The following is a 13,854-nucleotide window of genomic DNA, read 5'->3' on the forward strand; positions in this document are numbered from 1 at the left end:
AGCCGGAAGGGAACCCCATGGCCCACACGATCGATCCCGCCGTGTCCACGCCCGCCCGGCCGGACCCGGCCCTGGCGGAACTCCTGCAGTCCGTGGTGGACACCGCCCGCGCCATCTTCGGCGCGCAGGCGAGCTCCATCCTGCTCCTCGACGACGCGGCGGACGAACTGCGGTTCGAGGCCGTGTCCGGGCAGGGCCAGGAGTTCCTGGTCGGCCGCCGCTTCCCGGCCGCACGGGGCATAGCGGGCTGGGTGGCCGCCTCCGGCGAGCCCATGATCGTCGACGATCTGCGCGACAGCACCTCGTTCGACCGGGACATCGCGAAGTCCACGGGCTTCGTCCCCGGCGCGCTGATGGCGGCCCCGCTCGTCCGCGGGGAGCGCACGCTCGGCGTCCTGGAGGTGCTCGACCCGTCCCCGCAGGCCCGCTCCGGCCTCCCCGAGCTGGACCTGCTCTTCCTGTTCGCCCGTCAGGCCGCGGTGGCCCTGCACGTCCTCACGCGCGCCCCGGCCTCCGCGACGCCGCCACGCACGGAACTCCTCCGCCTCCTCTCCGAGGCCCGCGAGCTGCTCGAGGAGTAGACGTCCCGGCGGGAGCCGGCCTCAACCTCGACTTCAGGGTGAGACCCATGCTCACGCTCAGGCTCATGCTCAGGTTCACTCCACCCCGCGGATCCGCCGTACCAGCAGCGAGCCCGCCAGGCCCACTCCAGCCGCCGTCAGGAACAGCACCGGGTAGCCGCCCAGATCGTTCACCAGGGGTGCGGCCAGGGCGGGCGCCGCGACCTGCGGCAGGGCGTTGGCGACGTTGATGACTCCGAGGTCCTTGCCCCGGTCCTTCGCCTCCGGCAGCACGTCCGTCATCAGCGCGAAGTCGACGGACGTGAAGACGCCGAACCCGATGCCGAGGACCGCCGCCGCCACCACCGCGCCCGGCCACGTCTGCCAGACCGCGAGCAGCCCCGTGGCGACGGCCATCAGCACTCCCGACCACAGCACGAACGGCTTGCGCCGGCCCACCCGGTCCGACCAGAAGCCGCCCACGACGACCGTGGCGAGCAGCGTCGCGCCGTTGACGGCGGTCAGGATCAGCACGCCGAATTCCGGATCCTCGTACCGCAGTCCGTCCCGCAGGTAGTAGTACAGGTACAGCAGGACGAGCGCGTTCCCGAGATTGACCAGGAACCGGGTCAGCCAGGCCCACCCGAAGTCCGGGTACCGTCGTGGGCTCAGCCAGAACCCCGCCAGGAACCGTCGCCACGACCACGCCGCCCGGTCCGCCGCCGTGAGCCGCAGGTCGGGATAGCGCAGGACGTACGGTGCGACGCCCACCAGCGTGAACACCGCGCAGGCCGCGTACCCGCCGCCGACGCCGCCCACCGCCGTCGCGAGCCCCGTCCCGACGACCACGCCCAGGAGCTGGGCCGCCCCCAGCCAGCCGCCCACCGCCCCGCGCTGCACGCGCGGCACCCGGTCCGGCACGGCCGCCGTGACGGCCGCGAACGCCGCGTTGAGCGTCAGCTGGACCAGTCCCCAGCCGACGAACAGCATCGCCGGGCCGTCCGCGCCCGCGAGCAGCAGCAGCGACAGCGCCCCGCCGGCCGAGCCGGCGACGATCCACGGCGTACGGCGGCCGTGCCGTGACACCGTCCGGTCCGACACCGCGCCGAACAGCGGATTGGCCACCAGCGACACCACCGCCCCCACCCCGGTCACCCAGGCGAGCAGGGACTCCTTCGACATCCCGGCGGCCGGCGCGAACAGCTCCGCCTGCCTGGCCAGCAGGATCTGCAGCGGCCCGTACCAGCCGACCCAGATCGCCCCGTTGGCCAGGGACAGCGCGGCCGTCCACCCCCGCCCGACCCGCTCCGCCGGTTCCGCGAACGACGCGGCGGCGACGGTCACGGGCGGTTCGCCCGCAGTGCGTCGCGCAGCCAGTGGTACGAGGCCTTCGGGGTGCGCGCCTGCGTGTCGTAGTCGACGTGCACGAGGCCGAACCGCTTCGTGTACCCCTCCGCCCACTCGAAGTTGTCCATCAGCGACCACACGAAGTAGCCGCGCACGTCCACGCCCGCCTCCATCGCCTTGTGCAGCGCCCGCAGATGCCCGTCCAGGTACGCGATCCGCTCCTGGTCGTCCACGCCCTCGTACGCGCAGCCGTTCTCCGTGATCATCACCGGCGGCAGCCGGTCGCCGTAGCGCTCGCGGAAGCCGACGAGCAGCTCGGTCAGCGCCTCCGGGACGACCGGCCAGCCGAAGTCGGTGACGGGGTAGCCCTCGATCTCCTGGACGGAGAAGGGCAGACCGGGCGGCAGCGAGATCCCGGAGAACTCGGTGGCGTCCTCCTCCGGACCGCCGGGCGCGCCGACCTTGGTGGGCTGGTAGTAGTTGATCCCGTACCAGTCGAGCGTGTCCCGCGAGATGATCTCGAGGTCGGCCGCCACATCCCCCGGCATCAGCTCGGCCAGCCCCTCCGGGTACGTGCCGAGGATCAGCGGGTCGGAGAACAGCCGGTTGAGGATCACGTCGTAGAACTCGGCGGCCTCCGCGTCGGCCGGATCCGCCGACGCCTGCCAGGTCGGGCCGTGCGAGTTGGCGATGCCGATGTCCCGTACGCCGGCCGCCCGCAGCGCCCGCGCCGCCAGACCGTGCGCCAGGAGCTGGTGATGCGCCACGGGCAGGGCGTCGAACAGCAGCTTCTTCCCGGGCGCGTGCGTGCCCAGCGCATGGCCGAGGAGCGTGTGCTCGGCGGGCTCGTTGAGCGTGATCCACTTCGTCACCCGGTCGCCCAGCCGGTCGGCGACGACGGCCACGTGGTCGGCGAAGCGCGACGCGGTGTCCCGCTCCAGCCAGTCCAGGTCCGCCGGCAGGTCCCAGTGGAACAGGGTCGGCACCGGCCGGATCCCCTGCGCGCACAGCTCGTCCACGAGCCGGTCGTAGAAGTCGAGCCCGCCCGGCGACTGGACGCGCGGCCAGGATATGGAGAAGCGGTACGCCCCCACGCCCAGCTCGCGCATCAGCGCCACGTCCTCGCGGTACCGCGCGACGTGGTCGCAGGCCACCTCGGCCGTCGACCCGTCCCTGACGTTGCCCCGCTCGGCGGTGAACAGGTCCCACACGGAGGGCTTGCGCACGTCGACGGCGCCCTCGATCTGGTGGGCGGCCGTCGAGACGCCCCACAGGAAGTCGCGCGGAAAATCGGGAAGACGGTCTGTGGTGTCAGCCATGCCCGCGATCATCATTACCGGCCAGTAAGAAGTCAATGGCCCGATACGAAACGTTAGTTGATCTTCCCTGGCCCCTTCTCCCGGCGGCGGCTCCCGGCCCATGCCGGGAGCCCTCCGGCGGCGCGGGCTCAGTGCGCGGTGGAGGCCCCGAACCACCTCGGCAGCGCGTCCACCAGCCCCTGCTGGTCCTCGCCCACCCAGACCACGTGCCCGTCCGGCCGCAGCAGCACCGCGGGCGCGTCCAGCTCCTCGCTGACGTCGACGACGTGGTCCACCCGGTCCACCCAGCCCGCCACCGACAGCCGGCCCGTCTGGTCGAGCAGCACCCCGCGGCCGCCGTGCATCAGCCCGTACAGCCGGCCCTGCTTCAACCGCACGTCCCGCAGCCGCCGCCCGAGCAGCTCGTGCCCCTCGCCGACGTCGTAGCGCACCGAGATCGCGGTGAGCTTCTCGATCAGGTACGTGTTCACCTCCTCGAACTCCACCAGCTCCGCCAGCAGCCGGCGTACCGCCTGCGCGCCGGGCTCCAGGGACATCAGCTCCATCTGCGCCAGGGTGTTGTCGAGGACGGCCGCGGCCACCGGATGCCGCTCGCTCTCGTACGTGTCCAACAGCCCTTCCGGCGCCCAGCCGTTCACCGCCGCCGCCAGCTTCCAGCCCAGGTTGAACGCGTCCTGGACGCCCAGGTTGAGCCCCTGCCCGCCGGTCGGCGGGTGGATGTGCGCGGCGTCGCCGGCCAGCAGCACCCGGCCCACCCGGTAGCGCTCGGCCTGCCGCGTGGCATCGCCGAACCGCGACAGCGCACGCGGCGAGTGCACCCCGAAGTCGGTGCCCGCGACCGCCCGCAGCCGCTCCTTGAACTCCTCGAAGCCCGGCGCCACGGTACGGTCCTCCGCCAGGCCGCCGGCCGGCACCACGAAGCGGTACACCCCGTCCCCGAGCGGCACGGCGCCGAAGCGGATCACGGTCCTTCGGACCTCGGCGATCCTCGCCATCAGCGTCTCCGGCGACACGTCCACCCGCATCGCCCCGATCAGCGTCTCCACGCGCGCCGGCTCGCCGGGGAAACCGACGCCGAGCTGCCTGCGCACCGTGCTGCGGCCGCCGTCGCAGCCGACGAGGTAGCGCGAGCGCAGCCGCGTGCCGTCGGCGAGCTCTGCGGTGACCCCGTCCTCGTCCTGGCTCAGCCCGACCAGCTCGCTGCCGCGCCGGAACTCCACGCCGACCTCGGTGGCGTGCTCGGTCAGCAGCCGCTCGGTCACGTCCTGATGGACGCCGAGGACGTACGAATGGGCCGTGTCCAGCCGCGCCGGCCACGAGGTGCCGAGGCCCGCGAAGAACCCGCCCACCTTGTACTGCTGTCCCTCGGCGAGGAACCGGTCCAGGAGACCGCGCTGGTCCATGATCTCCACGCTGCGCGCGTGCAGCCCCAGCGCGCGGACCTCCCCGGTCGGCTGCGCCGCCTTCTCCAGCACCACCGCGTTCACGGCCTGCAGCCGCAGCTCGGCGGCCAGCATCAGTCCGGTCGGCCCGCCGCCGACCACGATCACGTCGTACGTGACTTCGCTCATGGCATCCCCCTGCACTTTCGCTCAGGTCGGCGATTCTGCAGCACCACCGGGGCCTTGCCGCAAGGCCCCCCGTGCGCTATAAGTTGAGAGTGGCGAGGAGCGCATGACTCCTTGCCTTTTCTGTTTTCTCCGCACGTTCTGTTTTCTCCGCACGGTCGCAGCAATCGGGCGGGCAGGGGGCACGATCGAAGCGATCAGGATCGGAGAAGCGCCGGAACCCCTGCCGTCCCTAGCGTGGAGGGCATGGCAAACATCGCATCCGTCCTCCTCGAGGTGGCCGACGTCACGGCCGCCGACCGCTTCTACACGACCGCGTTCGGTCTCGGCGAGCAGCTCGCTCTGCGCGCCTCCGACGAGCCGACGACCGGCTTCCGCGGGTTCATCATGGCCCTCACCGTCTCCCAGCCCGCCGACGTCGACCACCTGATCGCCGCCGCCCGCGACGCGGGCGCGACGACCCTGAAGCCGGCGGCGAAGTCGCTCTGGGGCTACGGCGGCGTCGTCCAGGCGCCCGACGGGACGATCTGGAAGATCGCGACCTCGGCGAAGAAGAACACCGGACCGGCCACCGGACGCGTCGACGAGACGGTCCTGCTGCTCGGCGTCGCCGACGTGGTCGCGAGCAAGCGCTTCTACGCCGAGCACGGCCTCACCGTGGGCAAGAGCTTCGGCCGCGTGTACGCCGAGTTCGCGTCCGGTCCGGGCGAGGTGAAGCTTGCGCTGTACCGCCGCCGCGCCCTCGCGAAGGACGTCGGCGTCGACCCGGATGGCAGCGGGTCACGCCGCCTCGCGATCACCGGCACGGGACCGCGGGCCGCCTTCACCGATCCGGACGGCTTCGCCTGGGAGAGCGCGGTGCCGGCCGTGGGTCGCTAGGTCCTGTCGCCAAGGTGGCGCCTCGGCCGCGGCGCCCGGCATCACACCTCGTCTCGTTGTCGGAGTCATCCCAGTACGTCCAGTACGAAGGCGATCCTGCGCCTCGCGATGCACGGCACCGGACGCCGCGGGCCTGACTGGCGCCAGGACCCGGTGGTGGCGTCGTCAGCGGGACCAATCGAGTCGGTGGGCTGTGCCGAGGGCGGGCCGGCCTTCTCACCGGCGGGCAGGGTCAGTCACTTCAGGTAGATCGTGAATGTCCTCGCGCCATTGACGATCGGCCCGACGTGGACCGAGCCACGAGCCCGGTCGAATTCCCCTGTGCCGCCGGTGATCGCGTTGTCGAACGAAGCGGGAGGGCCCGGGACGACGCCGAAGACCATCCCCTGCACGGAGAGCTGGCCGCCCGGGAGGACGTAGGTCACGAAGCACGCCTCCGCTCCGCCGTCGGCGACCCGGGTGGTGGTGCAGGAGCCGCCGGTTTCGCCGACCTGGTTGCCGGTCGCGTCGTGGAGGGTCGAGCGGAAGACGGTCCGATCACCCTGGGAGGGGCCGCTGGAGTTGACGGGGAAGCGCGTCTGCTGCGCGAGCCGGCCGGTGAGTGTGATGACCCGGGAGTTTTTGGGCTTGGCGTGGGCGGAATGGGAGTCCGTCGCGTTTGCGGGCGCGACAGGGGCCCAGGCGAGAAGGGCAACCAGCGCAGTGGCCGTGCCGAGACAGGCTGCTCTGATGGGGCGCATCGGGTGGCTCCTGAGGTTGATGCTCATGGATGGTCACATGACAAAACCGCCATGCGATTTCAGTCATAACCTCGGCTTTCCCGCCGTCCAGAACACCCCGGCGCGACCCACCGACAGATCCGACCAGTCGGACCAACTGACGAGAGACAGCCCGCCCGGCAGTGCGCCTGGGCCGCGGAGCCGGTGCCGCGGCTAAAGCACTACTGAATCGTCGTCAGAGTGTCAGGCCCACATCAGGATCGATGGTGGGTGACGGCGGTCTTGTAGGGCTGGGCGGTCTCGTCGTAGCGGGTGGCGATGCCCCGCCACTGCTTGAGGCGGTTGAAGCACCGTTCCACGAGGGTGCGGTGCTTGCAGACCTCCTTGTCGCAGGCCGGAGGGCGGCCGCCCAGGTTGCCCTTCCGGGCCCGGTTGCGTACCTGGTCGGCCCGCTCGGGGATGGTGTGCAGGATGCCGCGGCGCCGCAGCCAGGTGTGGATCGCCTTCGAGCTGTAGCCCTTGTTGCCGATGACGTGATCGGGCCTGGTCCGAGGCCGGCCCGGTCCGGTCCGGGGTACGCGGTTGGCGTCCATCACCGTGGTGAACTGAGTGCAGTCGTTGGTGTTCCCGCACGTCAGGACGAATGCGAGCGGGCGGCCGACCGCGTCGAAGGCGAGGTGGATCTTGCTGGTCAGGCCGCCTTTGGACTGGCCGAGGGCCGGGCTTTGGTGCCCCCCTTTCGGGCCCCGGCGGGGTGCTGGTGGGCGCGGAAAACGGTGGGGTCGACAGACACCAGCCAATCGATGCCACCCGCCGCGTCCGCCTTCGCCTGCGCGGCCTGCAGCATCCGGTCGAACGTACCGTCCGCCGCCCAGCGGCGGAAGCGGGTGTGGAGGCTGGCCTACTGGCCGTATCGCTTGGGCACGTCCCGCCGGAGGACACCGGTGCGGAACTTCCACACGATCCCGTTGAGGACCATCCGGTCGTCCAGCCGGGGCCGCCCCAGCGCAGGCCGGGGCAGCAACGGCGATGACGAGCCCTCTCCGCAACCACACTGACGGGACAACCCTTAGGCTCTGTGCTCGGATTTCCGGGCTCCGGTTCGCTCCGCGGCCCCTTGTTCGACGGTGCGGCACGGAAGGGCTCTGGCGGCGATGGCATATCGGCAGACGGAACGGACGAGACGGCACGCCCAGGAGAAGCAGATCGCGTTCCTGGAAGCGGCGCACGACCTCGTGGCCCGGGAGGGCTTCGCCGGGGCCAAGGTCAGCTCGATCGCCCGTGCCTGCGGGGCGAGCACGGGCTCGCTGTACTCGTACTTCGGCAGCCGGGACGAACTGCTCGCCGCGGTGTTCCGGCGCGCCGCCGACCGCGAGCTGACCGTGGTGCGCGCGGCGGTCGAGGCGGCGCCCCCGACGGGCCCCGCCCGCCTGGACGCCCTGATCGACACCTTCACCCAACGCGCCCTGCAGGGCCGCCGCATGGCCTGGTCGCTGCTCTTCGAGCCGGTGTCCCCGGCGGTGGAGGGGGAGCGGCTGGTGTACCGCCGGGCGTACGCGGAGCTGGGGGAGCGCGTCGTCCGCGACGGCATCGAGCAGTCGCTCTTCGCCCGGCAGAACGCGCCGATCGTCGCATCCGCCGTGATCGGCGCGATCTCCGAGGCGCTGGTCGGCCGGCTCGCCCCGACGGCCGACGGCTCGGAGGCGGCCGACGCCCAACTGGTCGCGGAAATCCGCGCGTTCTGCTTCCGCGCGCTCGGCGGCGTCGGTGACGGCGGCACGATATCTCGATCTGACTGACTGTCATCCGACTGCACTCGAACATCATTGCGCCGCACTGTCCTCGTTCCGTACCATGAATTGAACACGGATTCAGTTCTTTGCTCGGCACCGGGGGGACACCATGAAGCAGAGCGAGCAAGTGGCCATGCTCAAGCGCCTGCTCGCCTTACGCGAGACGCGCCGCGACGAGGAGATGCTCGACCGGGTCGTCACGATCCCGACCTCCACCTACACGGACGAGACGCTCCTCGACCGCGAGCTCGCCTCCGCCTTCACCCGCTTCCCGCTCGTCGCGGGCCACTCCTCGGCCCTGCGGGAGCCCGGGGCGTACCTGACCAGCGACTGGGACCAGTTCCCGTACTTCGTCGTACGCGGCGAGGACGGCCGGGTCCGGGCCTTCTACAACCAGTGCCGCCACCGCGGCGCCCGCCTCACACGCGAGCAGGCCGGCACCGTCCAGAACTTCGTCTGCCCCTTCCACGGCTGGGTCTACGGCCTCGACGGCGCACTCAAGGGCATCACCCGGAAGCACGACTTCCCCGGCGTGAACCCCTGCGACTACGGCCTCGTCGAACTGCCGGCCACCGAGGCGGGCGGCATGATCTGGGTGGCCCGCAGCGCGGACGCGCCGCTCGACATCCCCGGCTTCCTCGGCGCCTTCCACGACGACCTGGTGAACTTCGACGTGGCCTCCCTGGTCCCGTACAAGAAGACCAAGGTCGTGAAGGAGGCCAACTGGAAGCTCCTGATCAAGACCTACCTCGAGGGCTACCACGTTCCGTACCTGCACCGGGACACCCTTGCCTTCGCCTTCAAGCGCGGCGTCATCGCCCACGACGAGGACGGACCCCACATCCGGCTCTCCGCGGCCCGCACCAACGTCGAGGAGTGCGGTCTGAAGCCGGAGGACGAGTGGCGCATCCTCGACTACGCGTCGGTGTACTACACGCTCTTCCCGAACACCTTCTTCATCCTCCACCCGGACTACGTGTCCATCAACACGTTCTGGCCGCTGAGCGCCGAGCGCACCGTCTGGACCCACGAGATGCTCTACCGGGCCGACGACTTCCCCGGGTCGAAGGGGCAGAGCGCGCTGGAGAAGCGGTTCAGGTTCACCAACGACGACGTGTTCGACCAGGAGGACTTCGCCATCGCCGAGGACGTGCAGCGCACGCTGCGCCACGGCGGCAGCGACCACCACGTCCTGGGGCTCGCCGAGGGCCTGCTCGCCATGTTCCAGGAGAGCATCGACGCACGGCTCGCCGTACCGGACGGCGTACCGGACGACGTCGCGGACGAGACGGGCACAACGATGGGAGAGCACGCATGACCACCGAACTCAGCGCCTTCGCACAAGGCATCTTCGACGCCCAGCCGTTCAGCAAGTTCCTGGGCGCGGAACTGACGGAAGTGGGCCCGGACTCGGCCGAGATCCGCGTCCGCATCCGCCCCGAACTCCTGCAGCAGCACGGCTTCGTGCACGGCGGCGTGCTGAGCTACCTGGCGGACAACGCCCTGACCTTCGCGGGCGGCCTCGCCCTCGGCGGGGACGCGCTGACGGCCGAATACAAGGTCAACTACGCCAAGCCGGCCACCGGCGAAACGGTCGTCGCCCGCGCCAAAGCGCTGGTCACCACCCGTCGGCAGTCGGTCTGCCAGTGCACCATCCACACGGTGTCGGCCGACGGCGAGGAGCGCCTGGTGGCCGTCGCCCAGGGCACGATCGTCGCCGCGGGCGACCGCGGCCGGCAGAGCTGACGGACGCCGCGAACCCGCCCTGTGAACCTGCGTCATACTGATGCGCCGGAACACAGGGGGAGGCGGACAGTTCATGGTGCACGGGCCGGTCGACGGGGACGGTGCCGGCGGTACGGGAGGTGCGGACCGGGCGCCCGGCCTGCCCACGCGCATCGGCGGGTACGCCGTCGAGCGGGAACTGGGGGCCGGCGGCATGGGCACCGTTTACCTCGCGCGCTCGCGCGGCGGACGCCCGGTGGCCGTGAAGGTGGCCCGCCCCGAGCTCGCGGGCGACGCGCACTTCCGCGAGCGGTTCCGGGCCGAGGTCGCCGCCGCCCGCAGCGTGGGCGGCTTCCACACCGCCCCCGTCGTGGACGCCGACCCCGAGGCCGCGGCGCCGTGGCTGGCCACGGCGTACATCCCCGGGCCCACGCTCGCCCGCCTGCTGGAGTCCGAGGGGCCGAGGGACGAGGCTGCGCTGCGGCAGCTCGGCGCCGCGCTCGCCGAGGCGCTGGCGGCGATCCACCGCTGCGGGCTGGTCCACCGCGACCTCAAGCCCGGCAACATCATCATGGCCGCGGACGGTCCGCGGGTCCTGGACTTCGGCATCGCACGCGCGCTGGAGTCGACGCGCCTCACGGCCACCGGCACGGCCTTCGGCACACCCGGTTTCCTCGCACCGGAGCAGGCGCTCGGCCAGGAAGTCGACGGCGCGGCCGACGTCTTCGCCCTCGGCGCCGTCCTCGTCGCGGCGGCCGGCGGCAGCGCGTTCGGCGGCGGTACGCCGATGGGCCTGATGTACCGATCGGTCCACGAGGCGCCGGACCTCACGGCCGTACCGGACGGCCTCCGGCCGGTCCTGGCGGCGTGCCTGGCGAAGAACCCGGCCGAACGGCCCACGCCGGCCCGGCTGCTGGACCTGTTCGTCCCGGACACAGCACTGCCGCAGGCCCCCACGGTCGCGGTCACGCTCGTCACACCTGTTGCACCTGTCGTTCCCGCCGCACCTGTGGCCCACGTGCCACCGGTGTCCCCGGTGCCACCCGTAGCCCCCGTCACGCCCGCGCACCCCACCACGCCTGCGACGCCAGCGCACCCCACCACGCCTGCGCACGCCGCCATGCCCCCGGCCCCCGCCGCACCCGTCTTCCCCGCCGCCTCCTACGCCCCCGCGGTCATGGCGCCCCCGCCGCCTCCGTACGCGCCCTCCCAGGGCTTCCCGCCGTACCAGGCGCCGACCGCGTTCGCCGGCGCTCACGTCGAGGAGGTGTCCTTCACGGCGGTCACCGCGCAGCGCTCCGTCCTGATCGACGCCGCGGGCGTCGCGTTCGGCTCGGACGCCGGGGACCTGGAGTTCCCCTGGCCGGCGATCGCGGCCGTGGAGCACACGGTCCTGGGCCCCCGGGAGATGACCGTCACCGTCCGCCTCCACGACGGATCCGTCCACCAGTGCTTCCTGGCGGCGCGCCGCCGCTCCCGCCTCCGGGAGTGGCTGGCGGACCTGCCGCTGGTCCTGGAGTACTACGCGTAGGAGTCGCCGAGCCCGCCCGCCGGCCCGAAGGGACCGGGGGCGGTACCCGCAGGTGGCGCGGCACTACTTCCGCACCCGGTAACGCAGATGCGTGACGCCGGTGCCCTGCACCACGGCGACGGGCCCCTCGAACTGCACCGGCGTGCCGGCGAGCTCCCCGAACAGCGTCTTCCCGCCGCCCAGCACCACCGGCACCAGCTCGACGCCGACCTCGTCCAGCAGCCCGGCCTCCAGGCACTGCCGGGCCATCTGCCCGCCGTTGACCACCACGTTCCGCTCCCCGGCCAGCTCCTGCGCCCGGGCGACGGCGGCCTCGATGCCGTCCGTGACGAAGACGAAGTCCTCGTCGTCCTCCGGCCGGTCGTCCGGGCGGCGATGGGTGAGGACGACGGTGGTCACGTCCAGCGGATGCCGCCCGCCCCAGGCGTTCGTGAGGTCGTACAGGTGCCGGCCGACGACCAGCGCCCCGATGTCCGCCCACTCGTGTCTCACCAGCTCGGCGCTCGCCGCCGAGATCCGGAACGGAGGCACGTCGGGGCTCGCCGAAGGGATCTCCACGTCCCCGTTCCCGTACCACTGGAACAGCAGGTCGAAGCCGGTCTCCTCGGGCCCGGCGATGAATCCGTCGAGGGACATCGTCGCGCCGGTGATGACCTTGCCCATCGTGCTCTCCTCGTTGCCGTGCGGGTCCCCCCGGACAGTCTGCCCACAGCAAACCGCTGGCGGCGGGACCGCCGCGAGGGCGACACTCCCGGCATGCGTGATCATTGCGAGACGTCGGCGGGCCTGGCCCTGCGTCGGTGGACTCCCGGAGACGTCCAGGCCGTGCTGACGGCGTTCGAGGATCCGGTGATGAGCCGGCAGACGGTCGAGCCGATCACCTCCCGGAGCGCCGCCGAACGATGGCTGACGGATCGAACCGACCAATGGGCGTCGGGCGCGGCCTACGCCTTCGCCGTGGTGGACGCCGCGGATCTCGTGCTGGGCAACGTGTCGGTCGGCGCCGTGAACCACCGCCACGGGACCGGTTGGGTGTCGTACTGGACGACGCCGGCCGCCCGAGGCCGTGGCGTCGCGTCACGGGCCTGCCGGACGCTCGCCCGGTGGTCGTTCGACGACCTCGGCCTGTTCCGGCTGGAACTGGGCCACCGGCTCGACAATCCCGCGTCCTGCAAGGTGGCCCTGGCGGCGGGCTTCGCGGCGGAGGGCATCGAGCGCCGGAAGCTGGAGTACGACGGCGCCCGCTACGACGTGGAACGCCACGCGAGACTCGCCTCGGACGACGAACCGGCAGGGACGGAAGCATGACGCCTCCGACCCCGCCCACCCGAGCCGACGTCGCCGCGCACTGGAGCGCCCTGGGGAGGGGCAACGAGACGCGTGAGGCCGTGCACGTGTGGACGCTCCACTGGGTCGAGGGCGACGGCGCGTTCAGCGACCTCGAACCCCCCTGGGAGACGGGCCTGCAGTATTTGCACGGCTTCGACCTGTGCACGGACCCGACCAGTCCCTCTCTCCTTCGGCACGGCAGAGCGGGCGCTGTCGACTGGTACCCCTCGCACGACGCCATCGGCGGCGGCCTGGCCCGCTGGCAGGAGATGTGCGACCGCTACGACGCGGACCCGGAGGGCTGGACCCGGGGGATCCGGGAACAGATCAGGGCCCGCGCCGAAGGCTGGGACGCGGGGGGCAGGTGATCGGCGAGCCTGCGGATCGACCAGCGGGTGAAGGGCATGCCAAGTGAGGTGGGGCGGGTGGTGGCCGTCGCCACGACGAAGTCTGCGTCGTCACGGCTGCGCAGGCCGGCAGAGGTTCGCGGCCACAGCACTAGGGACCGTCCTGAGTCACACCGATGCTCAGACGCATGGTGCGGCGTATCGCCGTGAGCTGCTCCCAGAGCCCCATGATCTGATGGTGCGCTTCGTCCAGGGACACATCGTCCTCCAAGCGCACCGTGACCCCGCCGTCCAGACGCTTGAGAACCCCATAGAGGTGGTTGAGCTTGCGATGGACGCCGTCGACCACGGTGAGCACGTCGTCCGGAACCCGCATCTGCGCCTCGGAGTACCGCGCCCGGTGCTCCCGCCTTGCGTCGTCCAGACGAGATCTCACGTCATCCGTGACACGGCTGACCCGAAGCGCATGCCAGAAATGGTTGAGCTCTGACTGGTAGTCGAGTGACGCCGTGTTCAACCTGACGTAGCAGGTCCGAACGGCCTCTGCCATCGCGCGTCTGGTTTCGTGCTGCCGCTCCTCGACACGCTGCCGTGCTGAGTGATCCAGTTCTTTGGCCTTGGCCTTCTCGGCGAGCCGCTGTGTCATGAGTGCCGATGCGAGCGTCCCGACGATCCCCAGGAATGCGATCACCAGTGGCACCACCGTGCTGCTCATCCGGTACCGCCTCTCTGGCCAG

Annotated in this window: 14 protein-coding genes and 2 pseudogenes; 8 read left to right on the forward strand and 8 right to left on the reverse strand. The window is 71.5% G+C overall.

Going from position 1 to position 13,854, the window contains the following annotated elements; genetic code table 11:
• The first annotated feature begins 17 nt into the window (after positions 1–17).
• Entirely contained in the window at positions 18–581 is a 564-nt protein-coding gene (locus tag ACGFMM_RS23860) for a GAF domain-containing protein (RefSeq protein WP_393648448.1), read from the forward strand.
• 75 nt (positions 582–656) lie between these two features.
• Here ACGFMM_RS23860 and ACGFMM_RS23865 read toward each other — a convergent pair whose 3' ends face one another.
• The 3 genes from ACGFMM_RS23865 to rox all read right to left on the reverse strand — a co-directional run bounded on the left by ACGFMM_RS23865 (position 657) and on the right by rox (position 4,797).
• Positions 657–1,904 (reverse strand): MFS transporter, encoded by a 1,248-nt coding sequence (locus ACGFMM_RS23865; protein WP_393648449.1) that lies wholly within the window; start codon positions 1,902–1,904, stop codon positions 657–659.
• Positions 1,901–3,238, reverse strand: coding sequence for a GH1 family beta-glucosidase (locus ACGFMM_RS23870; RefSeq protein WP_393648699.1), 1,338 nt, complete (start codon positions 3,236–3,238; stop codon positions 1,901–1,903). The genes ACGFMM_RS23865 and ACGFMM_RS23870 overlap by 4 nt, the downstream gene beginning before the upstream one ends.
• Before the next feature lie 116 nt (positions 3,239–3,354).
• Positions 3,355–4,797, reverse strand: a complete 1,443-nt coding sequence (gene rox, locus ACGFMM_RS23875; protein ID WP_393648450.1) for a rifampin monooxygenase — start codon at positions 4,795–4,797, stop codon at positions 3,355–3,357.
• A 243-nt stretch (positions 4,798–5,040) separates the two neighbouring features.
• Here rox and ACGFMM_RS23880 point away from each other — a divergent pair, with 243 nt between their 5' ends.
• Complete coding sequence (locus ACGFMM_RS23880; protein ID WP_393648451.1) at positions 5,041–5,673, forward strand: glyoxalase; 633 nt, start codon at positions 5,041–5,043, stop codon at positions 5,671–5,673.
• A gap of 236 nt (positions 5,674–5,909) precedes the next feature.
• On the opposite strand, the gene ACGFMM_RS23885 is transcribed toward ACGFMM_RS23880, so the two are convergent.
• A complete protein-coding gene (locus tag ACGFMM_RS23885; RefSeq protein WP_393648452.1) occupies positions 5,910–6,440 on the reverse strand; it encodes a hypothetical protein in 531 nt (176 codons plus the stop codon).
• A 195-nt stretch (positions 6,441–6,635) separates the two neighbouring features.
• Positions 6,636–7,458: pseudogene (locus ACGFMM_RS23890) on the reverse strand (IS5 family transposase).
• A gap of 88 nt (positions 7,459–7,546) precedes the next feature.
• Here ACGFMM_RS23890 and ACGFMM_RS23895 point away from each other — a divergent pair.
• The 4 genes from ACGFMM_RS23895 (at position 7,547) to ACGFMM_RS23910 (ending at position 11,441) form a co-directional block, all read left to right on the forward strand.
• Complete coding sequence (locus tag ACGFMM_RS23895) at positions 7,547–8,191, forward strand: TetR/AcrR family transcriptional regulator (RefSeq protein ID WP_393648453.1); 645 nt, start codon at positions 7,547–7,549, stop codon at positions 8,189–8,191.
• A 103-nt stretch (positions 8,192–8,294) separates the two neighbouring features.
• A complete protein-coding gene (locus ACGFMM_RS23900) occupies positions 8,295–9,503 on the forward strand; it encodes an aromatic ring-hydroxylating dioxygenase subunit alpha (RefSeq protein WP_393648454.1) in 1,209 nt (402 codons plus the stop codon).
• Positions 9,500–9,931 (forward strand): PaaI family thioesterase, encoded by a 432-nt coding sequence (locus ACGFMM_RS23905; protein ID WP_393648455.1) that lies wholly within the window; start codon positions 9,500–9,502, stop codon positions 9,929–9,931. The genes ACGFMM_RS23900 and ACGFMM_RS23905 overlap by 4 nt, the downstream gene beginning before the upstream one ends.
• Before the next feature lie 73 nt (positions 9,932–10,004).
• Positions 10,005–11,441 (forward strand): serine/threonine-protein kinase, encoded by a 1,437-nt coding sequence (locus tag ACGFMM_RS23910; protein ID WP_393648456.1) that lies wholly within the window; start codon positions 10,005–10,007, stop codon positions 11,439–11,441.
• Between the two features lie 63 nt (positions 11,442–11,504).
• Here ACGFMM_RS23910 and ACGFMM_RS23915 read toward each other — a convergent pair whose 3' ends face one another.
• Complete coding sequence (locus tag ACGFMM_RS23915; RefSeq protein WP_393648457.1) at positions 11,505–12,104, reverse strand: dihydrofolate reductase family protein; 600 nt, start codon at positions 12,102–12,104, stop codon at positions 11,505–11,507.
• 93 nt (positions 12,105–12,197) lie between these two features.
• On the opposite strand from ACGFMM_RS23915, the gene ACGFMM_RS23920 reads away from it, so the two are divergent.
• Together ACGFMM_RS23920 and ACGFMM_RS23925 are read left to right on the forward strand one after the other, a co-directional pair.
• Positions 12,198–12,749 (forward strand): GNAT family N-acetyltransferase, encoded by a 552-nt coding sequence (locus ACGFMM_RS23920; protein ID WP_393648458.1) that lies wholly within the window; start codon positions 12,198–12,200, stop codon positions 12,747–12,749.
• Complete coding sequence (locus ACGFMM_RS23925; RefSeq protein WP_393648459.1) at positions 12,746–13,138, forward strand: hypothetical protein; 393 nt, start codon at positions 12,746–12,748, stop codon at positions 13,136–13,138. Before ACGFMM_RS23920 ends, ACGFMM_RS23925 begins: the two co-directional genes overlap by 4 nt.
• On the opposite strand, the pseudogene ACGFMM_RS23930 reads toward ACGFMM_RS23925, so the two are convergent.
• Positions 13,132–13,338 (reverse strand): annotated as a pseudogene (locus ACGFMM_RS23930) (hypothetical protein); the annotation flags it as partial. The gene ACGFMM_RS23925 and the pseudogene ACGFMM_RS23930 sit on opposite strands and share 7 nt — an antisense overlap.
• Positions 13,269–13,832, reverse strand: coding sequence for a hypothetical protein (locus tag ACGFMM_RS23935; protein WP_393648460.1), 564 nt, complete (start codon positions 13,830–13,832; stop codon positions 13,269–13,271). The gene ACGFMM_RS23935 and the pseudogene ACGFMM_RS23930, both read right to left, overlap by 70 nt.
• Between the last annotated feature and the right edge of the window lie 22 nt (positions 13,833–13,854).

The organism is Streptomyces sp. NPDC048604, assembly GCF_043199435.1.
Lineage (GTDB): Bacteria > Actinomycetota > Actinomycetes > Streptomycetales > Streptomycetaceae > Streptomyces.